This is a genomic window from Algoriphagus algorifonticola (genome assembly GCF_007655305.1).
In the GTDB taxonomy this organism is placed as follows: domain Bacteria; phylum Bacteroidota; class Bacteroidia; order Cytophagales; family Cyclobacteriaceae; genus Algoriphagus; species Algoriphagus algorifonticola.
Genome location: NZ_VLOG01000040.1, coordinates 37,560 through 58,807 on the forward strand (window position 1 = coordinate 37,560; position 21,248 = coordinate 58,807).

Genomic DNA, 21,248 nt, shown 5'->3' on the forward strand with positions numbered 1-21,248 from the left:
CTAATTTTTTATTAAAGCTTTTACAATTCTTTGAGATGAGGTCTCCGTCTTATTGGGCTGTACTACTCTTTCAAACCATTTCATCTTATCAGGGCCTACCTCCCCTTGACTTGAAAGGGCTTTATGAATTGAAGGCAGAATAGCATCTTTTGACCTTATCCAACCTACTGCATCCAGTCCATTCATCGTTTTAAAATGTTCAAACCCGTAAACATCTTTCACAAACCTTTTCCTTTCATGAGGTTGATCATAGGCCAAATAAAATGCCGTGCTTCCAAAGACAGCAAAATCAAGAGCCATTGTAGACCCTAAATTGATAACGACATCACAATGATATGCCAGATTTACTAAAAGTTTGATATCACTCGGTAAAGGAAAAAAACTGCCCCACTGTGAGCTTTTTACCCACTCTGGGGAGATATTTTTTATTTCCGGGAATTTTGACAAAACCTCCTTAAACCTATCAATGGACTCTACTGGAACTTCTCTAAAAATCAGCTGGACATTGTTTTGATTCTTGAGAGCTTCCGCCACATCTTCTAAATATTCATGATCATTTGGAGAAGAAATACTGTCAGACCCTGAAAAGCAAATCCATTTCTTATCCTGATCCAAACCATATTTTTCGGCAAAATCACCCCTCTTATCAATCAATTCCTCTTTTCTGTAAAAATCAAATTGTGTAGTACTGGTAACATCAATTTGATTCTCATCTATTTCCGGATAATAAGTCAACAATTCATCTTTCATATAATCCGACCAAACCAGGTATCTGTCTGTTCGAAATGCAAGCCTAGCTTTAGGTAGATTATCCCAAGAAAAGACTGCTGTAAAAGTTTTTATTTGAAGATCCTGCGCAGCCAATACTGCAGGAGTAATTGAGGGTACTCTTTGATGGGTGCAGAATAGGACATCTGGCTTAGTTTTTCGTAAAAATTGCAAGGATTCTTTATATGCTTGACTCTTTCTTACTTGCAAGAATCCAATTTTTTCAAAAGAATGAATCTCATGGTAATTATTTAAAAATAACGCCGATTTCTCAACCAATTTATAAAACAGTTTATTCTTCCATCCAATTTTTCTTGGCATCCAATTATCCAAAATAGTTGGGTTTTCCTTCAATTTTACATTTTGCTTTAACCTAGCATATGTAGTGGTCTCTCGAATAAACTTTACAATAGGGAGTTCAGGCCTGTGAATAAAATCATAGTCCAAAAAGTCCAAACCTACAATTTCCTTAACCTGAGAGATTTGAGGTTTTCCTAAACTATGCCAAATAATTACTTCGTTACTCCGGGAAGTAAGATCCTTAATGATATCACTGTATAGATAATTTCTTATTCCTACACCGTCCGGTATTAAAAAGCAAAATTTCATTTATTTAATTTATTGATTAAATGGTTCAACTTGAAAAAGTACATTGATTATGCTGAAACAGGTATTGAAACTGAATTTCCTGGGTCTTTTAAAAATTTATGAGAGTCATACAGTTTGCTTTTAAAGGCTATTACAAGAAGCAAAAAAGAAAAATGTCTATTGGGTATATACTGAATTTACCTTATACACATTAAGGTGAAAAACCCTTATCCAAATTTCCAAAACCAATAATGCAAAAAGGACTCTAGCTAAGGTTGGACTTGGATTACTTTGATGTTGAAAGATTAATTCTTTCACACCCGCTTGATTTATATCTAAAAGTGAAGTTGATTTTCCTTCATTGATATAATCGAGTAAGACATCTCCCCATTCTCCTTGCATGAATTTTGAGTATGGAATTGAAAATCCTTTTTTAGGACCCTGCATGGGTTTTTTAGTAAAATCAACTAAGATAGATTTTGTCAGTTCCTTATCGATCTTATTTGGCATTAATGAAGAGTTTGGGATTTTCATAATGAAATCCACCAAGGTATGATCCAGAAAAGGAGCTCGGACTTCTACACTACTGTGCATAGAGGCAGAGTCAATTTTCTGCAAAAATGCTCCTGGAAGTCTAGTTTCATAATCGAAATGAAAGCTGATTTTTTGGTGGTCTGCCCCTAACTTTTCTTCAATCTCCAAAAATTTTTTAAAAGCCAAACCTTTGTTAGTCTGATTATTAAAAACCTTTTCTATCAAGGAGTTATTTAAATTATTCTTTTGATAATAGCCGTTCCAACCACCCAATTTTATCCTTGTCCTGTCATCTAGTCTAATTCCTAAATGCTTCTCGACCCAAGGAGAGGTATTATTCAAAATACTCTTAACAATTTTTTTACCTCCAGGGATACCTTTGAATTTTAGACTGTCATATACATTAGTTCTATTGTATGAGCCAAATAATTCATCTCCTCCATCTCCAGAAAGCATCACTTTAAACCTGGATTTTATTTGATCTGTCACCATATAGGATGGTATCAAAGAAGCATCTGCTAATGGTTCTATATCCTTGAGTATATAGGAGAGATGTTGCAATGAATCTACATCCACAGGTACTATTTCATGATTAATATTGAGTAGCTTGGCAAATTTCCTTGCTGCCGATGATTCATCCATTTGAGCATCGTGGGTGCTCATAGTTATGGCCTGAATACCAGGTTTGATATCATTTGCAATGGCCGTAATTAGGGAAGAATCAATTCCAGCACTTAAAAAAGAGGCTACTGGTACATCTGCATGAAGCTCCCGCGCGATAATTTCATATAACTTCTCTTTTGTAAGCCTTTTTAATTGCTCAAATGGAATGGGTTGAACTAGATCTGAGGGGAGAGAATAATAAGTAGAAAAATTGGGCTTTTCTGAAAAACTTAAATACGACCCCTTTGGAAATTTCTTTACCTCTTTGTAGATGGTATGTGAATCGGATATATAAAGATTTTCTATTAAATCTACTACCGCTTCCTGATTAATCTGACACTCTTTCGGGTAAAGAGATATCAATGTTCTCAATTCGGAGGCAAGGTATAAAACCCCATCTTCGAAAATATAGAATATAGGTTTTTCTCCGAATCTATCTCTAGCAGCAAATATTGAGTTGTCTTGTTCTTTGTAAATCACAAAAGCAAACATCCCTACAAGCCTTTCTAAAAAATTTTCGCCATATTCTTGAAAAGCTACGAGAATTACTTCTGTATCAGAGTCTGTATAAAATTTGTGACCTTTCCGTAATAGATCTTTCTTTATTTCCTGATAGTTATAGATCTCGCCGTTAAAAATAATTTTTAAACCCAGATCAACTCTACTGAAAGGCTGATTAGCTGAATCCGAAAGATCAATAATTGATAGTCTATTATGGCCTAAGGAAATGAAATCATTTGAAAAAACACCATGGGAATCAGGACCTCTATGAGCTTGCAGTGGTAAGGATGCATCCATCCTGGCAAAATCATTTTTGTTTAAATTCCCTTTAGGAGAAAATATTGCAGCTATCCCACACATCTTTATTCTACGATTGCCTTTTTAAATTTATACTCCCAATCTTCATAAGAATGAAAACCAGCAAGGTGAGTTTGATCAAAGTCCAACTTTTTTCGTGACCTCATTTCCAAAAACTTCTTTACCCAATTTTCGGTCTTATTGGGTTCTGAGATAAGGGCAACTTGATCACAATCCTTGATTACCTCAGGAATACCTCCATTGGCCGACGAAATTACAAATAGCCCGCTTTTAATGGCCTCAACTAATGAAAGCCCAAATCCCTCTTTCCAAAGCGAAGTGAAGAAATAATAATCTGATATTTGAAGATACTTTGGGAGCAAATCATGACTGAGTCTACCTAATTGAAGTACTTTATCTGACTCAATATTCAGTTCAGTTTTGTTACCAATGATAAAAAATTTGAGATTGGGATCTTCAGCCAGTAAAAGCGGAATTATTTTTTTAAAAAGATGTATTCCTTTGGCTGGTCTTGAATTAGCCATCCAAACGATTATTTCATCATCTTCAGAAAACCCCATTTCTCTCCTTGCCTTAAGTTTATCTTTCTTGTCTAGCGGAAAGAACTTGTCAGAACGAACTCCGTTTCCGACAATAAAAACTTCAGGACTAAAAATTTTATTTTTTGACAAAGACTCCAAATAACCAAGATTAGTCAGAAAAAAAATTTTATCAATTGAATGACCAAAATTTTCCGGAAGATTTAAATAGTGACCGTGGTAGGAATATATTAATTCAATTCTATCAGGGTATTTTTCTTTCAGAAGGGCAATAGCTTCACAAAGAACTAAGTCATCCATTACCACAACTTTCAAAAAATCATTAGAACTTTTTAGAGTTTTCTCAATAGCTTTAAGATAATCCTGTGCAACCCAGTTTTTTAATTGCCATTTATATAATTGAGGGTGATAGGATATCCATTTTTTTTTTGAGCAGTGCAGACTCTTTTCTCCTAATATTTTAGAGGGAGATAAGATATAATCAAAAAAGTCAGGGTCATTTTCAATCAAAAAGCTAATTCTATTAACCCAACTTCCAATTAAGTCTGATGGAACTTCAATATTTGAAACAAGAATTTTTTTAATTTTTCTCATCAAAACTCTTGGAGTTCAACCATTTTTTTAAACTTCAAACTCTTTCCGAGTAATGTTTGGAAAGAGCCTGAATCCTTGATTTTTCCTTTTTCCATTAAATAGATGCAATCCGCCTTTTTAATAGTGCTTAGTCGGTGAGCTATGATAATGATGGTGAATTTTCCCATCAAATTATCAATATTTGCTTGAATTGCTCTTTCTGTCTCTGAGTCTAATGCAGATGTCGCCTCATCGAAAATTAAAACATCTACATTTTTATATAATTCTCTTGCAATAGAGACCCTCTGTTTTTGTCCACCGCTTATCAATATTCCATTATCTCCTAAGAACGTTTCTTCCTTCTCTGGAAGATCTTCAAGAAACTCTTGAAGGTTGGCAAGTTTAATAGCGTTTTGAAACAGTTTAATATTCTCAGGTGTCTTCTCAGACCAAAGGGTAATGTTATTGAAAAGAGTATCGTTGAAAATTACAGATTCCTGAGTGATGTACCCAAATTTTCTGCGATAAGTAGAGATATCTACTTTATTTCTCTCCATACCATTCACTATGATATGCCCCTCACTTGGACTTAACAAACCAATGACCAGGTTTACCAGAGTTGTTTTCCCACTCCCACTTTCTCCTACAAATGCATAAGTCTTCAATGGATCTAAGGAAATATTGATTTTATCCAGAACTTTGAATCCTGATGGGTAGGCGAAGGATAAATCTGCTAATTCCAAAGTTGTTACTTTTTCCACTGGATGTGTCCTATCAATTTTCTCCTTCCCTTTTTTAAATTCATCGATTAGCTCAACTGAAGCCAGTAAACCACCAATATTTGAAATAAATCCTTGCCAACTTCCTTGAAGAGTAACTATATAGTTTAATGCTCGATACAAAAACATTAAACTTAATAGAATTGATGACATCTTACCTCCCAGAACATTCACCTGAATCAAAATAATTAGCACCACTACTGCCAAAATAATCGGCTCTCTGGTACTAGACATAATGGCAGAATAAATGCCAATTTTCTTTTGATTATTTTCAATCTTATCTATTACCTCCATGAGTTTAAGTCGATAAGAAGAAAAGTAATCTGTTGCCTTTAAATATTTAAAGTTAGAAACAGCCTGTACTAAAAATGACTGGAATGAGTTACCAAGCTTTGAAAGACCAATTGAAGCTTTTTCAGTATTTGTAAATAAAAACTTAAAGACAAGATTAGATAAATATCCACCTATACTCACCAAAATGGCGAATTGGAAGTTGGAAAGCATTGCCAAGCCAATATAAACCAACAAAAGTATAGCATGCTGCAAAGAATTAAAATATGCCAAAAAGCCGTAGGTTAATTTAATTCCTTCCGATGATAAAGTATTTTGGATTTTTCCAGAGTCAAAATTAAGAAACTCCTTGTAGTCTAAATCACTTAGTCCATTAACCAGTTGATATCTGAGTTTTTTGACAAATTGATTTTGGAGTTTGATTTTGAAATAGCCGTCAATAAACCTCATGATTGCTTTCAACAGAAAAAGGAACACCATGAAGGTAATTACTACATTCAGATTTAGTTCAAAACCCAGGTTTTGAATCCAGTTAAGCAGGAATTGAAGTTCCCCCATTGTTTCTGGATTTGTAGACGTTAGGTCTGAACTGTCAGCAGCTATCTGAAATATTGGAATAAATAAAGCAAGACCAAATCCATCCAATAATCCGACCAATAGACTTAAAAAAAGAAGGAAGAATATCCTATATCCTAAAAAAGAATAAAAGAATGAAAAGTGTCTAAAGTATTTTTGAATTAATTTATTCAACATATAAAGTTTGAATCAATCTAAAACGGCTCTTATTTACTTATTTGTGAGAAATTCCAGATATGATTATTAATTGCTGGTAAAATGAAACTTGTAGTGCACAGTGAGTGGTAGACAAAAAAATAATTAGGAGAGAAACAATGTTTCTCCCCTATTTAACCTTAATTATTTTTTTTCTTGAGCTTCTTTTTGCCCTTTTTATCGTCATCGTAATATCCATAGCCATAACCATAAGTATACCCATAGCCATACGTTACATTACTTGACTCAACCCCATTGAATACGGCATAGATATTCTTTAATCCTTTGCTGGATTTTAAGCCATTCAGAGCATCAACAAAGGATCTTTGGCTGTAATTCTGTCTAAATAAGAATAGAGTGAAATCCACATAATTTAATAGATCCAATGTCTCACTCACCAGACCAATAGGTGGAGTATCAAGAATGACAACATCATAATGTGCCTTTAACTCATTCATTAATACATCAAATCGCTCAGTAAACAAAAGTTCAGCTGGATTAGGAGGAGTTGGACCAGAAACCAGGATATCCAAATTTTCAAACTCCGTAGGCTTAATCACCTTTTTCCAGTCTTTCTCTTGACCACTCAAAAATGTAGAAAGACCTTTGTCATTGCTTAAACTAAAGTCATCAAAAATTTTCGGTTTTCTCATATCACATCCTACAAGGATGGTCTTTTTTCCTGTAAGGGAATAAACCGATGCGAGGTTGATTGCACAAAAAGTTTTCCCCTCTCCTGAAATGGTTGATGTCAACATGAGCGCTATTTTCTCTTCATTTGGCTGAAGAAATCTCAAATTCGCCCTTAATGATCTAAACCCTTCTGCTATACCGGATTTACCCTGTTTAAATACGACAAGATTGTCATCTGATTTATTATGTAGTATGGTTGCTACCAAGGAAGTCTTCAAATGAGTCTCCAAGTATTTAGCATCTTCTATTTTCGTCCTAAAAAACTCTCTAAGTACAAGTATAAAAATTGGTATAAAAACACCAGCTAGAGCAAAGCCTAAATAATTTCTAACTGGCCTTGGAGATAGTTGATAACCTCCTGATGCCCTTTCTATAATCTTATTTGCGGCTTTATTAGAAGCTTTGGTTATCGCTGACTCGGACCTCCGCTCCATCAAAAAGGTGTAGAGGTTTTCGTATAATTTAAATTGTCTCTCAATCCTGATTAGGTTTTGCTCTGTCTGAGGAAGGTTTCTGAAAGATTTTTCAGTCTCAGAAATTCTTCTTTCTAGATCCGCAATAAGCCTTCTTGCATTATCATCAACATTTGTCAGAACTTCACGAATCGTTTCATTCAAGTCGGCTATTTTTCGATTAACTTCTTTCACAGCCGGCGAAATTTCTGTCTGAGTTGCAAGTAGTCTAGACTTATCCACCTGAAGAGATAAGAGGTTTTCAATTTGAGCATTCAAAATCGGATCATCTATTCCTATTCCGGAAGGCACCACTAAGTCTCTATAATTCTCTCTTACTAGATAATCCTTCAGACTCTGATAATAAGTCCTTTTGAATTTCTCTTCGTTCAGTTGTGTCCCAAGCTCTGATAATTGACTAAAAACTGCAGACCCTTCTGCACTTAAATCAAAAAACCGATTTTGAGATCTGAAGCTTTCTAATTGACGTTCAAAAAATCTTAACGAATCTTCAATGCCTGAAACTTGATCGTCAATAAACTTAATTGTATTGGAATAAACTTCATTCTTTTCTTCCAGCTCATTCGTTAAATAAGTGTCCATTAATGAGTTCAAGTATACTTCCCCAACTGCAACGTTGGTAGTATTTATACTTAAATTCATTATTGAAGCGCCACGTTCAACTGGGGAAACTCTTAACGAATTTGAAAATTGATTAACCAGTGAGTTGATATCTCTAACTTTGACATAGATTTCTCCGGATTTCTCAGGGTCAACTTTTGATATTTTTAGTCTGAAATTTATGGTTTCAACCCAATCACCGAATTTGAAACTTTCTGGCTTTGGAATGTTATTTAAGGTAATGGAAGTCCCGTCAGGTAGATATTTAGTATAATAATCATCTTCGAAAGACACCGTAAATGATTCATTATTCTCCCATGAGATCTTTAAAAGTCCATTAGTAACCTGTGGGGCTAACCAATCTACCTGAACAAGTATTGGAGTATTTTTATAAAGTCTGTTATATATAAATGTTCCTTTGGTAAAGTATTCTACATCAAAGTCCAGCGTTTTCAATGTAGCCTCAGCGATTGGTCTGGATTTTAATATAATGATCTCATTTTGAAGCCCTACATTTCCTACCTCAGTAATGCTTGGCTTTTCAAAAAGTGCAAAAGCGGACTCTTTTTCTTTGATAAAAAACTTACTTGATACACTAAATAGGGGAACTGTAGTTTTTGTTAGATAGAAACCAATCGCTAATGAAATTGCTACCGATAAAATAATCCAAGGCCATATTCTTAAAATTTTAGGAAGAATTGACTTGAAATCAATGGATTTATCTGGCTTTTCAGAAAAATCTAGATCTTCGAATTCATTCATGATTATTAGTTTCTAACAAATGTTGTAATTAGGGCAAATGCAGTGATCATTGAAGTCACAAGAGTCAAAGTCTGAATAAAATTAGTTGCAGTTCCAACCTCTCTAACTTTAAGAGGCTCTGCATATAAAACATCATTAGGTCTAATAAAATAGAATTCAGAACTCAAAAGATTTTTATCATTCAAATTTATCCTGTGAATTTGAGAACCATCGGGATACTGTCTGAGCAAAACCAGGTTATTTCTTTTGGCAAGTATCGTCAAGTCACCAGCTGCAGCTATAGCTTCAAAAATAGTAACCCTATTTTGAAGAATCGTCATTTTCCCGGATGAATTAAATTCTCCCAAAGCACTAAAACGAATACCTCCTAACCGAACTCGTACAAAAAATTCGTCCTCATTAACATATTTTCGGACTTTATCTTCTATGATTGATTTAGCTTCTGCTGTTGTTTTTCCCACCAATTCTACCTCTCCGATCAAAGGCAACTCCACCTTTCCATTCTCATCAAGTGTATATCCATTCATAAAAAAAACATCTCCTCCTTGGCCTCCGCCCCCGCCCATCATGGCAGCGCCCGCGTTATTATCAATATTGACAACAGAAAGTAATTCATTCAACTCAGGACTCGTTGTCTTTATATTGATTTCTACTATATCAAAGGATTGAAGCAAGTATTCTTCAAATTTATACCCCATCCTTTCATCAGAAGACATGTGGGCTTCGGAATCCTTTCCAAGATCTTGCATGTAAATGATTCGCTTATTTGAAATACAAGACCCTAGGAGGAAAAGTAATAAAAGCGAAAAAAACAGTTGATTTCTTTTAAAGCTCATTTTGTGTTTAAAGATTTACTTTGAAAATTATAGAAGTTATTCGAATACTACAACCTTCCGTCCACATGATCTTTTTGCAAAACTCCTTTAACATCAAAAACAACTTGGTTGGGTGATCTTTTGATATTCAATTGTTTAAACTGATCATGAGAGACTGCTAAAATCAAGGCCGAATATTTATGAAAATCGGGAGCATTTTCTCCAGATAAAATGTCCACATCGTATTCATGTTTCACTTCTAAGGGATCTGCCCAGGGATCATAAACGTCCACTTCCATATCAAAGGAACGCAATTCTTTATAAATATCAATAACTCTGGTGTTTCTTACATCAGGACAATTTTCTTTGAAAGTAAATCCGAGAATTAAAACCTTTGAATCGATGACTTTTAAATCCTTTCTCATCATAAGCTTAATTACTTCCGTTGCTACATGCTTGCCCATACTGTCATTCAATCTCCTACCTGCCAAAATGATTTCTGGATGATAGCCGACTTCCTGCGCTTTCTGTGCAAGATAAAAAGGATCGACTCCAATACAATGTCCCCCAACTAATCCCGGTTTAAATTTGAGAAAATTCCATTTTGTGCCCGCTGCTTCAAGAACTTCCTGAGTATCAATTCCCAGTAAATTAAATATTTTCGAGAGTTCATTTACAAAAGCAATATTGATATCTCTCTGGGAGTTTTCAATCACTTTAGCTGCCTCAGCTACTTTAATAGATGAAGCTTTGTGAGTGCCTGCTGTAATTACTTGTTTATAAAGCTGGTCTACATACTCAGCTACTTCCGGTGTACTTCCGGATGTAACTTTCAAAATTTTCGAGACAGTATGTTCTTTATCCCCGGGGTTAATTCTTTCAGGAGAATAACCCGCATAAAAGTCTTGGTTGAACTTTAAACCAGAAATAGACTCTAAAACAGGAACACACTCGTCCTCAGTTACGCCTGGATAAACGGTTGATTCATAAACTACCACATCGCCTTTTTTAAGATACTTTCCGATATTTTCAGATGCTTTTAGCATAGGAGTGAGAACCGGACGATTATGCCTGTCTGTAGGAGTTGGAACAGTAACTATATAAATATTGCAATCAGAAAGAGAACTGCTATCTGAAGTATTAAAAAGTCCTGTTTCTCCGTTTAGAGGATTATTGCTGAGTAAAACTGATTTTAAAAGATTATCCTCAACTTCCAAGGTAGAATCAACTCCAGAATTAAGTGAATTAATCCGCTGATTATCAATATCAAAACCAATAACCGGGAATTTTTTTGCAAATTCAACAGCAAGTGGTAGCCCCACATACCCTAGCCCTATAATGGCTATTTTGGAATCATTAATAGATTTTATCATCGAAAAAGAATTTATTCAAATGGTTGTATATAGCTTCGCCCTCTCAGTCACAAAGACTTAGCATTATTTTTTTTACAGGAGAGGAAATACTCTTCTAAAATGAGTACCAAAATTACTCACATTGTTATTAGATAAAAATATTTGAAGATTTTTCAGCACTTTATTCGTTTTAGAATTGGTATTGAAAATGAAATTGAAGAAAAGCACCTATTTGGTTAGAACTTTCAGGGAAATCTCTTCTGCTACTCTCCCCGCTTTTCCATTGGTAATTGTACGCGTTAATCAATTGAGCTTTCCCGCTAAAGGTTAAGTTATTCCACTGTTGATCCCATAGTAATGCAACACTGTAATCTATCCATGGTCTTACTTCTGGGCTTGTCCTAAATGCTCTGCTATAAAAATCCTGATGATTGACCAGTCTTTCTAAAAGAACCCCCTTCTTACTTAAACCTTTAACTTTAGCTATCTCAAAAGATTGTACATTGGAACCTACCCCAGGACCGGTTCCAAGAGCCTCACCATAGTTAGAAAAACCCCTAGCCTGCCCGTGAGTATGCCAAGTATACCCTCCACCAAATCCAGCATACCTTATTGTTCTATTTATTGACTCTTGCTGATGAAGGATTTCAGATCTTAGGGAAATAAATTCCTCTGTTCCTTGAATCGGAAAAAGCTTTTGGAAACCTAATAAAAAGGCTCTTGCATGTTCTGGATTTAAAATGGCTTCTCGCCAGTTGAAAGCGTGGTCCCTGCGTCCATACTCAAAATACATCTCTGCAGAAGCCTTGAAAGACTTAAATCTCCCGAAAAAAGTAACTTGTTGATCTCTTCCTTCACTGTCTCTATCAAACCCATAAACCGTCTTTTGAAATGGCTCAATTACAGGCATATAGTCCATAAAACTATTGCCCATCTGTCTTGAATACTGTTGATGAGTTCTGGCAAAACCTATTGAAATTCCTTTCAACCATTTGGGTTGATAACTAATCAATAGAGCATTCAAATATTTATAATCTCCCGTAAATCGATTAAAATACCTTTGATTTAAATTTGGCAATTGGGATGGGAAATAACCGGAATCCTCCAGTCTACCTACTAATAACTCTCCTTCGAACTCACCCAAAAATGTTTTAGCTGGCCTTCTACTTCTCAATGTAAGGTGAGGAAAACTTCTGGCATTATTGCTAAATGTCAAAGAAGAGAATTGTCCCGGTCCCCAAAAAATATTTTCTGTGGAGATCCCCGTTTCTAAAAAACCCAATTGAATCGTAAACTTAGACTGTCCCCACCAAAGAAAGCTAATGGGTTGGTCACCAAATCTTTCAGGATAATCTCCAAAGCTCCAGTAAAAAAAACGTGCTCTGTTAACCGCATCAGAAAAATCTCCAGAATATCCTTGAAAAGCCCTATTCTGCAAGTAAACGAACTCTGGTGCAAGCTGAAGTCTAAAAATAAACCACTTGGCCGAGAGACCAGTACTGGTATAGGTTGAAATGCCCACGTTAGGAAGCAATGGACCGTTTCCCCAACCGTAAGTCCGATTAGAATTAAATGATATAGATTGACGTAAAGGAAGTAAGGAAAAATAATTTTGAGACTTTCTTGATTCAGTATTGGAAAAACTAGTATTTCCCCCTTTCCATACTTCCAGAAACTGCTTTCTGCCTAGATCTACTGGTCGCAGGTTCATAGAGAAATTATGCGCATTTTCTTCTAAGAGTTGACTCCTTCTAAAGTATTCTTCAAATACTGGATTTGAGGCAACTATGGTTTGAGAATACCCTTCAATCCCAAAAAAACAGAAGAAGTAGAATAAGCCTAAGCCCTTAATAAGTAGGTTCAGATTTAAATAAGTATTTTTAATAAATTTCATTTCTATACTACACATGAAAAAAATCTTTACTCTTCTTTTTTTAATCAACATCTTTTTCACCTCTCATCTCTTCAGTCAAAGAATTGTTGACGCAAGAAACTTAGGATTGGATGCCACCGGAAATTCAGATGTGAGCTCTACTCTTAATGATATTATTGACAGTCTCTCATCAGCTGGAGGAGGTACAATTTTAATTCCATCAGGTAAGTTTCTTTTAGAAAATGCCATTATCCTTCAATCTTTCATTCATCTAAAAGGAGTTTCAGAAAGTGAAACTCTATTTTTTAGAAAAAAAGACTCCAAAAACTGGACAGACCCAAAAATCCAAGCACTAATTACAACCAATCCTTCAGTGAAAAATAAGGGAATTTCTGTGGAGAAAATCAGCATTAATGGCAATTTTGAAAAAGGTCAGCTTTCTGCCAAAGGAGGTATCTGCCTTCGTAATTGCACCAAATCAAATATTAAGGATGTAACCACAGAAAATACCTGGCATGGTGTTGCATTCTATGGTTCTAAAGAACAAAACACTGAAAACAGCATTGAAAATGTGAGCGTTTTCCGAGCCCAAGGATTTACCTCAAAAGATAATGCAGGAAGACCAAGGGGAATTTTGGCAATAGGTTCTGGCATATTGGTGAAAAACTCTAAAAGCTCTCAGTCTGGAACAGGGTTCTATGCAGAAGGTGAAAATATAACCCTACTTAAAAATTATGCAGAGTATTGGTTTGAGGATAATGGGTATTACTTAATAGTAAATAATCTAAAAGTCATAGACTGCAGAGCATTAGGAGGTGATTCGCCTGATACAGGTTTTGGAAGTGGATTTGCAATCGCCTACAAACAAGGAGCTTTGATAGAAAATTGCATCGCTGAAAATTGTAGTAATTATGGCTTTAGGATTCATGTTCCTCAATCCAATACTAAATTGATCAATAATCAAGCCGTAGGATGTGGTAATGGGTTTGGGATTGAAACTGCATCACATCCATACCCTGAGGTCTCAGAAAATTTATTATTTCAAAAGAACATTGCTAGAAATAGTGGACTTCATGGTTTTCTATTCAGGCAAATGAAGAATGCTCGAGTTCTGAATAACTCCGCTATCAATGGCAATCAAAGGGGAGTAACTCTCTCCACTCGAGGAGCTATTGCCATTAAAGAATACGTCTCAGATAGTCGGTTTAGGGGAAACTTGTGTTTGGATAACCAATTGAAAACTACCCAAATATTCGGACTCTATAATTATTCTGTTGACCTGATTAATTCAGAGGATAAAAAGGCTAAAAACATTAAAATAAAGCATCAATCCAAGTCAGGAATTGATATCATTCAATAATTTGAATTCTTCTAATCCTCTTTTCTTAAAAAAATTTAGTACTGAAAACTGGGGAATCTCTTTAATATTTTTTGAGAATCATGTTTCTTACAAAACCGACTAGCTTTAATTGTCTCTTCAACCTTTTAGGCTCTGTCACTAACCTGTAAAACCATTCCAGTTTCAGGTCAATTAAAAATTGAGGTGCTCTTTTCGTCTTTCCCGAATAAATGTCAAAACTCCCGCCTAAACCTATGTAAATTGCCGGATGAATTTCAGAAAGTCTCATCATCAATCTTTCTTGAGCTGGTGAGCCCATCGCCACAAAAACATAGTCTGGCTTCTTTATTTGAATATCATTGATTAGGCCATCCATTTCATGAGGTTTTATATACCCATTGCGATAACCTGCTAAATTAATCCCAGAATATTCTTCTTTCAATTTATCAACTGTGGACTGAATTATCTCTTCTCTGGCTCCAATAAAGTAAAATGATTTTTTCAGGTAATGTTTTTCTACAAATTCTAACCAAAGCTCGACTCCCGGTATTTTAGCCACATTTTTGATTCCTTTTTGGCCTAAAGCCCAAACTGCCCCTACTCCATCGGGATACCCAATGTTTTTATTGATAACATCTTTAAGTTCTTGGTCAGCATTCTTGATTTTTTCTGCATTTACAGCTACCAGAATCTCATTCTTACCTTGAACATAATTAATCAAGGAAGCTTTATCAGGGAAGCCAAATATCCTAATGCCATTTACGTATCTAAATTCAGGCATAAAAGAGTTCTCTGAGCCATTGTCTGAGTCTTCCATTAACTTGATCTGAATAGTATTGCTTGGCTGTAACAATTGCGTTTCTGGATAATTCTTCTCGGGATTCATTTTCCAAACCATAAAACTCTAAAATTTTCTCCTTTAAGTCCTTAACGTTTCCTGACTCAAAGATGATACCGTTCGACCCATTTTTTAAATAAGATTCCATACCTCCCATTGCAGTTCCTATCACAGGTAAACCGCAGGCCATGGCTTCAATCCCAACTAAACCAAGGCTTTCTTCTAGCTGGGAAGGAAAAACCAATGCGTCCCAGTTTTCAAAAATGGCTCTTAATTGATTTTGAGGTGCATTTCCAAGGAACTTAACTCTATCTTGAATCTCTAAGTTCACACAGATCGCTGATAAATCATTTTTCAAAATGCCTGGTCCACAAATTTCAAGATTTAATTTATCTGTGGGCAATTCAGAAAATGCATGAATTAAAGTGTCTACTCCTTTACCGGGATCCAACCTCCCTACATATCCCAAAGTACCTCTGTTTATCTCTTGGAAATTAATTGGATAAAAAAGTTCTTTTTTCACCCCGCCTGAAGGAGAAATTTTGATTCTCTCTCTTTTTACTCCCAGTCCTTCAATCTTCTGTCTAAAAAAATCCGAAGGAATAATTATAAGATCAGCATGTCGAATCAACGATAAATTCCATTTTCTGAGTATTCTATAAAATGGAGAAGAAGCAGTAATATCAGTACCATGAGCGTTCAAAACCATTTTTTTGGAAGATGAATTTAACCAAAAATGAAGAGGAACTAAGGAATGCTGTAGAAAGTGAACATAGACTAAGTCAAATTCACCTTTATTTAATTTATAAACACAATCAATAAAGAATTTAACGTAGGCCAAGAGTAATAATACACCTTTTTTCTTGCCCTGGATAATTGTTTTATCAATTATTTGAACATCTTCCCTTTGGATTCCTTCTTCAAAATTTTTCACAAAAACCCCAAAATTGGGACTTTTTTCAGAAGGGTACATATTGGAAATCAAATAGATTTTCAATTTTTCCAATATTTGAATCCAAGGCCATTCAACATTCCTAGACTAATTCCCAACATAGCCGAGTTGAAAATATGCCCGGCCATAAAAGAAACAAAAAGCAAAACGAGATTGATAGCCCAAATAGGTGATTTACTCTGTTTTTGAGTGAGACTTCTAAAAGTTGCCCAAACAAATATTCCCAAAACAAGAGAAAGACCAAGGAATCCATTCATGAATAGCAAATCAAAAAAATCAATTTCAATCGTATGCGGATTTCCATGGTAAATCCCCATCAACTTTAAAAACTCCTGATTCCCTACTCCAAATAAATAGTCCCAAAAAGAATACATCGAGGGATAAAAGGTCAGTGCCCCTTGAACCATTTGATTTCTACCTGATAAGATAAAAGTCAAGAGGTCTAGTTTATCATAAAAAAATGCTATCCTGTCTATCAGGCCTGTAGCTTGAATGCCCCAATAGATAATTCCAACTAAACCAATTACCAGAAGGGGAAGAGAGAGCAAACCCAAAAATCTCCCTAATGACATTCTTTTTGTGAAAAACTTTGGAACTTCAATGAGTCCAACAATTAAAATAATCCCCAAAATTGCTGTCTTTGAGGTATTTAAAACACCTAAAACCAACAATAAAAGGAAAAATAAAAACCTGGATATTCCGTTTAAATTCTTGGTTAAATACCAGCATACACCTGAAAAAAGCAGGAAAATACCTGCCACTTCATTCCCTGCAAAAAAGAAGCCTCTCCCCCCTATACCTTGCCCCTCGGGACTGTCATATTGACTATAACCTACACCTAATACACCTAAAAAGATATTGAAGGCAATTAAAATAAAATTAAACCAGGCGAAACTCTTCCAATAAGCTTTTAAATTCTCTCGGCTAAGTTCAAGATTTGAAAAGAATAAGAATGAAACAGGAAATAGAATCAGTTTAAGGTTATATCCAAAATTCCCAACGAATGTGGAGGTGTCACCTGAAAGCAAAGACTTAAATAATAGCGGAATTAAAAAAAATAGGATTAAGCCAAATGCTGCCAAAAATGCAATGGGCCTCCTCCCTAATAAAAATAGAAGCATTCCGGCCAAAAGCCCAATTTTGTATAATTGGGAAATACTAATCCCAATTCCTATCCTCATTAGCAAACCATTGAAACAGTCTACCAACAAATAGGTGAAGGTCATAAAAAGAAGAATGCCCTGAAGTAGGGCAAATACTGTCTGAAAGCTCTGACTTTTATTTAGCGCTGTCAAATTGACTTTTGAAATACGCGAGGAGAATTCTCACGAAAGCAATTATAACTCCCAAGAAAACTGATAATGCTAATATTAATGGGATATTTGGTTTGGATACTTGGTAGGAAACAACTGGCGGATTAATGATGGTAAGTTGAGGAATATCCTCTTGAACTTTTATTTTCGCCTGGTCCAGCTGAATTGCCAAATTATTATAAAGGTTACTGGCTAGATTATATTCCGCCAATAATCTCTCTTCCTGAGCTCTTGCTGAAGAGAAATTTAAATTTTGATTTCTATCCCTAAAATTTGAAAGGCTTTTTTGGGTATCGTAAAATTTAGATTGTGCTTCTAAGAATCTCTCTTGAATAAATTCCAGATTTTGCTTTGCCTTTTCTGTTTTATATTCCGTAACATATTCTGACAATAGCTCAAAAACATGCGCAGATACCTGTGCTGAAACTTCAGGAGAAACCGTTTGGGTTTCTATAGAAATGGATCCGTTTTTGGGATCCTCAGTGAGAAGTATCAACTTTCTATATTCATTAAACATTGGAATCAACTCTCTTTGAGCAAAAACTAGAGAATCTTTAATTTCAGAATCCAAATTTATTTGTGGTGGTTCATCCCCAAACAAGACATTAGGCAAGCCAAGTGTGTATTTTTTGATTAATGAGGGAATAGAAGGTCTTCTATTTTCATCAACAAACAAACCTAATTTCTGTTTTTGCCCTTCAATTTCGATTGATCTCTTACTTAATCTCCACAAAAAAGGATAACTGTATATAATTTCCTGATATAGCTGTGGAGAAATATTGCCGGTTTCCTGACTATTAAAATCTCCCAAGTTTAAGCCAGACAACCCTCCCAATTGTCTCATGATACCACCTGAAGAAGAATTATTTTGAGCTACAAATTTCAAGGTGGAACTATAATGATTTCTAGTCAAAAGAATGACTACCAAACCAAACCCAAGCATGATCAATAAGGATGTTAGCAACCTCTTTTTCTGCTTTGCGAAAAATCGGAATAAATCACCGATATCTACAGACTCATTAGCCATGGAATCTTTGGTTTTTCATTAAATATGATTTAAAAATACCTCTAAGTAAATTATTTCTAAGAAGTATTTGTACAATTTTGGTTTTCAAGTCGGTTTCCGGAAAAAAGTATTTCAAATTCCTTTTTTCAAACCTTCCACTAATAATTGATTTAGAAAGAGATGAAAACTGATATTTATTGGCAAACTTTTTCCAGAGAATAGCTAATTCTGGGTCTTGCACTTTATCTAAAATCATATTTACTGTTGAAAAAATATGCCCTGGAAAACTGACTTTAAATTCTTTAGATAACATGTTTGAACTATCAGCCCGATAGGAAGCAGAAAGATCATTGATAAAATGAATTCCCTTTTGAAGCCTAATTAACTGAACCCATAGAGCAACATCCTCCCCATGCGCCGGCAGTGGTTCCGGAAAGCCCCCTGCTTGGTTAAATAACTTTTTATGAACCACGATTGCTGAAGTCCAAAATGGAGGAGAATTTTGAAGAGTTAATTCCAAAACTCTCTTTTCAGAGAAAAAAATTCTCTTTTCATTAATAGAAGTGGCTAAGGTAGATGGACTAATAGTATTGCTTTTTAAGACTTTCCAAGAACTTGAAAAAAAATTCACATTTGGTTGTTTTGAAATTGCCTCAAAAATATTCTGCAGGTGAAATTTTTCCCAAAGATCATCCGCATCTAAAAAAGCAATCCAGTCATTTTTTGAATGGGCAACACCAACATTCCTGGCAGCTCCTGGACCAATTTGATTGGTTTGTATTAGCTTGATTCTAGGGTCATTAAAGGATTGAATAACAGAAAGAGAATTATCCGTAGAACCATTTTCTATCAGGATTAACTCGAAATCCATATAGTCCTGGGACAAAACCGAATCTATTGTTTCTTTAAGCTCCTTTTCTTTGTTGAAAACAGGACAGATTACACTAAACATTTATTCTCGGCGAGCAGATTTTTTCCCTAAATGAAGGCTGATCATTTCCTTTACACCCACCCACTCCAAATCCCATCTAGCCTGAAAAAGACTCATTTTTTCTGAAAAAGATAGGCCGGAAAATTTAAAAATAGTGATTGGAGGTCTTAATATCCATAAGGTAAAACTCAGTTTTCTAACAAAAGAAAAATCTTTGTAGAAACTATAATACATCCCTCCGGCTGTTCTCTTTTTTTTATTGATTAAGGCCTGAAAATCTCTCCTTGAAGGATGTAATACAAGAGCTTTTTCTCCATAAGCTATGCTATGGCCTGCATCAGTTGCCCTTTTTGTCCATTCATAATCACCGCCTGACATCAGGCTCTCGTCAAAATTTCCTACTTGGTCAAAAACTGTCCTCCTGACAAAAAGATTAGCCGTGATACTTTGCTTATTTACTAATACATTTCTGTCTTGACGAAATGAAAACCTACTTTCAAACAAAAAAGCTTTGTGATCTCCTCCCTCGGGCTTAAAAAACTTCATTTTCCCACCAACCAAATCATACCCTTTTTCCAAAAGAGCTATTCCCTCATTCAACCAATTTTTATCTGGAATGCAGTCAGAATCCGTAAAAGCTATGAATTTACCTTTTGCTTTGCTGAGACCTAAATTTCTGGCAGCATAAGAACCTGGTTTTCCTTCTGTGAAAATTTTCACATTGGATTCAATTGGAAAGTTTTCTGGAATTACCGAATTCGGATCATTATTGACTACAATGATTTCATATTCATCTTTTGGAAAAGATTGTTCAGACAAAGCATCTAAACACTTTTTTAAAAGTTCCCATTCTCTAAAAGTCGGGATAACGACTGAAAGTATTATGTAATTTTGTTTCAATTTAAAATTGAATATTTTCCAATTGATAAATTTCATAAACCCGCGCTGATGCAGTTTGAATATCAATTGGATTTTTTATTCCCCACTGTTGCTTTTTTTCTGAATATGATCTTTTAAAATCCTCCTTTAGAAAAAAATTAACACTTGATTCTTCTCCAAATTGTTGAAGGGCAAAGGCTAATTCAAATCCAGGAGGATTATAATTAAAGCTATAAGGAGACTCTTGTATTTCTTTCTTAAATCCATCAGAATTTATTATGTCAATTGTAGATTTAAAAAGTTTCGTATTAAAAATTGGTAGGTTGGGGATTATTTTATGAATAATTCCTAGTGCATATAAATTAAATCCATGGTACCCCACTGATTTGAGATAGGTATATTTTTTTTGTTTTTTTGGTAATCTTAAAAACTTATACGCTGAAATAATCCTTTCTTTTTTATTTTTCAACAAGTACCCTGTAGGATGATGCATAATAACACCATTTGAATACGTTTTCATTGTGACCGGTAAAGCAGATAAAAAATCATCGACTGAGTTCTTAATAGATTCATCTCCGTGCCTTGACAATAAGCATCCTGACGCAGCAAACCACAATTGATGATTAAATGTAGGATCAAACCCTCTAATACTCCCATCTACATTTACTGTCTTCCAAGCCTTAAGCCCTGAATCATATGGATGAATTTGAAAGACGCTCTTTGCAACATTTAATATCTTCTCTTCCTGAAAAAATTGATATGCATATTCCAAAGCCTCTATAGTCCAGGCCTGTCCCATTAATCCGTTAGAAAAATCTTTTTTCGGGTTTTTCCTATGCCAAAAAGTAGCATTCATTGGCCTAGCATCCTCAGACAATAAATAAGCTAAGGATTTTTCAGCTGCTTCTTTGAATTTCTTTTCACCAGTTAATTCATAGGTTCTTAAAAAAGAAATTAGCCAATGAGAAGTATTTCTAACTGGTGTCTCTTCGTCATTATAAGGACCATTATGACCAGGAGGCATCCCTCCGTTTGAAAGTTGCAAATCTAAAGCTGATTCTGTAGATCGTACTAATACTTCGTTTGTATTCAACATC

The 21,248-nt window shown here is 35.0% G+C and carries 16 protein-coding genes; 1 reads left to right on the forward strand and 15 read right to left on the reverse strand.

The genetic code is table 11. From position 1 onward, the window contains the following. From FL972_RS09820 to FL972_RS09855, 8 genes are all read right to left on the reverse strand, one after another. Positions 1-1,377, reverse strand: coding sequence for a glycosyltransferase family protein (locus tag FL972_RS09820; protein WP_144605226.1), 1,377 nt, complete (start codon positions 1,375-1,377; stop codon positions 1-3). Positions 1,378-1,533: 156 nt separating this feature from the next. Next, on the reverse strand, positions 1,534-3,414 hold the full coding sequence (gene asnB / locus FL972_RS09825) for an asparagine synthase (glutamine-hydrolyzing) (protein WP_144605227.1): 1,881 nt from the start codon (positions 3,412-3,414) through the stop codon (positions 1,534-1,536). 2 nt (positions 3,415-3,416) lie between these two features. Further along, a complete protein-coding gene (locus FL972_RS09830; RefSeq protein ID WP_144605228.1) occupies positions 3,417-4,505 on the reverse strand; it encodes a glycosyltransferase family 4 protein in 1,089 nt (362 codons plus the stop codon). Further along, complete coding sequence (locus tag FL972_RS09835) at positions 4,505-6,307, reverse strand: ABC transporter ATP-binding protein (protein ID WP_144605229.1); 1,803 nt, start codon at positions 6,305-6,307, stop codon at positions 4,505-4,507. Before FL972_RS09835 ends, FL972_RS09830 begins: the two co-directional genes overlap by 1 nt. A gap of 158 nt (positions 6,308-6,465) precedes the next feature. Next, positions 6,466-8,853: a GumC family protein gene (locus FL972_RS09840; RefSeq protein WP_144605230.1), complete on the reverse strand. Its 2,388-nt coding sequence runs from the start codon at positions 8,851-8,853 to the stop codon at positions 6,466-6,468. A gap of 5 nt (positions 8,854-8,858) precedes the next feature. Beyond that, the gene (locus FL972_RS09845) at positions 8,859-9,602 is read right to left on the reverse strand and encodes a polysaccharide biosynthesis/export family protein (RefSeq protein WP_091654519.1); all 744 of its coding nucleotides are present in this window, start codon (positions 9,600-9,602) and stop codon (positions 8,859-8,861) included. Positions 9,603-9,736: 134 nt separating this feature from the next. Further along, on the reverse strand, positions 9,737-11,041 hold the full coding sequence (locus tag FL972_RS09850) for a nucleotide sugar dehydrogenase (RefSeq protein WP_144605231.1): 1,305 nt from the start codon (positions 11,039-11,041) through the stop codon (positions 9,737-9,739). A 169-nt stretch (positions 11,042-11,210) separates the two neighbouring features. Beyond that, positions 11,211-12,929, reverse strand: a complete 1,719-nt coding sequence (locus FL972_RS09855) for a capsule assembly Wzi family protein (protein WP_144605232.1) — start codon at positions 12,927-12,929, stop codon at positions 11,211-11,213. Here FL972_RS09855 and FL972_RS09860 point away from each other — a divergent pair. Then, positions 12,928-14,253: a right-handed parallel beta-helix repeat-containing protein gene (locus tag FL972_RS09860; RefSeq protein WP_144605233.1), complete on the forward strand. Its 1,326-nt coding sequence runs from the start codon at positions 12,928-12,930 to the stop codon at positions 14,251-14,253. The genes FL972_RS09855 and FL972_RS09860 overlap by 2 nt on opposite strands. A 61-nt stretch (positions 14,254-14,314) precedes the next feature. Here the strand turns inward: FL972_RS09860 and FL972_RS09865 are convergent, their stop codons facing one another. The 7 genes from FL972_RS09865 to FL972_RS09895 are packed head-to-tail and all read right to left on the reverse strand — an operon-like array spanning position 14,315 to position 21,247. After that, entirely contained in the window at positions 14,315-15,013 is a 699-nt protein-coding gene (locus FL972_RS09865) for a WecB/TagA/CpsF family glycosyltransferase (protein WP_144605286.1), read from the reverse strand. Then, positions 15,006-16,067 (reverse strand): glycosyltransferase family 4 protein, encoded by a 1,062-nt coding sequence (locus FL972_RS09870; RefSeq protein ID WP_222116021.1) that lies wholly within the window; start codon positions 16,065-16,067, stop codon positions 15,006-15,008. The genes FL972_RS09865 and FL972_RS09870 overlap by 8 nt, the downstream gene beginning before the upstream one ends. After that, the gene (locus tag FL972_RS09875) at positions 16,064-17,248 is read right to left on the reverse strand and encodes an O-antigen ligase family protein (RefSeq protein WP_222116022.1); all 1,185 of its coding nucleotides are present in this window, start codon (positions 17,246-17,248) and stop codon (positions 16,064-16,066) included. The genes FL972_RS09870 and FL972_RS09875 overlap by 4 nt, the downstream gene beginning before the upstream one ends. A gap of 52 nt (positions 17,249-17,300) precedes the next feature. Next, on the reverse strand, positions 17,301-18,362 hold the full coding sequence (locus FL972_RS09880) for a hypothetical protein (RefSeq protein WP_144605236.1): 1,062 nt from the start codon (positions 18,360-18,362) through the stop codon (positions 17,301-17,303). Next, on the reverse strand, positions 18,355-19,293 hold the full coding sequence (locus FL972_RS09885) for a glycosyltransferase family 2 protein (RefSeq protein ID WP_144605237.1): 939 nt from the start codon (positions 19,291-19,293) through the stop codon (positions 18,355-18,357). Before FL972_RS09885 ends, FL972_RS09880 begins: the two co-directional genes overlap by 8 nt. Further along, the gene (locus FL972_RS09890) at positions 19,294-20,208 is read right to left on the reverse strand and encodes a glycosyltransferase (RefSeq protein WP_144605238.1); all 915 of its coding nucleotides are present in this window, start codon (positions 20,206-20,208) and stop codon (positions 19,294-19,296) included. Beyond that, positions 20,174-21,247 carry a glycoside hydrolase family protein gene (locus FL972_RS09895; protein WP_144605239.1) on the reverse strand — a complete coding sequence of 358 codons (1,074 nt, stop codon included), beginning with the start codon at positions 21,245-21,247 and terminating at the stop codon, positions 20,174-20,176. The genes FL972_RS09890 and FL972_RS09895 overlap by 35 nt, the downstream gene beginning before the upstream one ends. Between the last annotated feature and the right edge of the window lies 1 nt (position 21,248).

Excerpts from the sequence above, each read along its gene's own strand:
- FL972_RS09820 (WP_144605226.1), bottom strand. The coding sequence starts at position 1,377 with ATGAAATTTTGCTTTTTAATACCGGACGGTGTAGGAATAAGAAATTAT.
- asnB (WP_144605227.1), bottom strand. The coding sequence starts at position 3,414 with ATGTGTGGGATAGCTGCAATATTTTCTCCTAAAGGGAATTTAAACAAA.
- FL972_RS09830 (WP_144605228.1), bottom strand. The coding sequence starts at position 4,505 with ATGAGAAAAATTAAAAAAATTCTTGTTTCAAATATTGAAGTTCCATCA.
- FL972_RS09835 (WP_144605229.1), bottom strand. The coding sequence starts at position 6,307 with ATGTTGAATAAATTAATTCAAAAATACTTTAGACACTTTTCATTCTTT.
- FL972_RS09840 (WP_144605230.1), bottom strand. The coding sequence starts at position 8,853 with ATGAATGAATTCGAAGATCTAGATTTTTCTGAAAAGCCAGATAAATCC.
- FL972_RS09845 (WP_091654519.1), bottom strand. The coding sequence starts at position 9,602 with ATGCAAGATCTTGGAAAGGATTCCGAAGCCCACATGTCTTCTGATGAA.
- FL972_RS09850 (WP_144605231.1), bottom strand. The coding sequence starts at position 11,041 with ATGATAAAATCTATTAATGATTCCAAAATAGCCATTATAGGGCTAGGG.
- FL972_RS09860 (WP_144605233.1), top strand. The coding sequence starts at position 12,928 with ATGAAAAAAATCTTTACTCTTCTTTTTTTAATCAACATCTTTTTCACC.
- FL972_RS09855 (WP_144605232.1), bottom strand. The coding sequence starts at position 12,929 with ATGTGTAGTATAGAAATGAAATTTATTAAAAATACTTATTTAAATCTG.
- FL972_RS09865 (WP_144605286.1), bottom strand. The coding sequence starts at position 15,013 with ATGCCTGAATTTAGATACGTAAATGGCATTAGGATATTTGGCTTCCCT.
- FL972_RS09875 (WP_222116022.1), bottom strand. The coding sequence starts at position 17,248 with ATGACCTTCACCTATTTGTTGGTAGACTGTTTCAATGGTTTGCTAATG.
- FL972_RS09880 (WP_144605236.1), bottom strand. The coding sequence starts at position 18,362 with ATGGCTAATGAGTCTGTAGATATCGGTGATTTATTCCGATTTTTCGCA.
- FL972_RS09885 (WP_144605237.1), bottom strand. The coding sequence starts at position 19,293 with ATGTTTAGTGTAATCTGTCCTGTTTTCAACAAAGAAAAGGAGCTTAAA.
- FL972_RS09890 (WP_144605238.1), bottom strand. The coding sequence starts at position 20,208 with ATGAAATTTATCAATTGGAAAATATTCAATTTTAAATTGAAACAAAAT.
- FL972_RS09895 (WP_144605239.1), bottom strand. The coding sequence starts at position 21,247 with ATGTTGAATACAAACGAAGTATTAGTACGATCTACAGAATCAGCTTTA.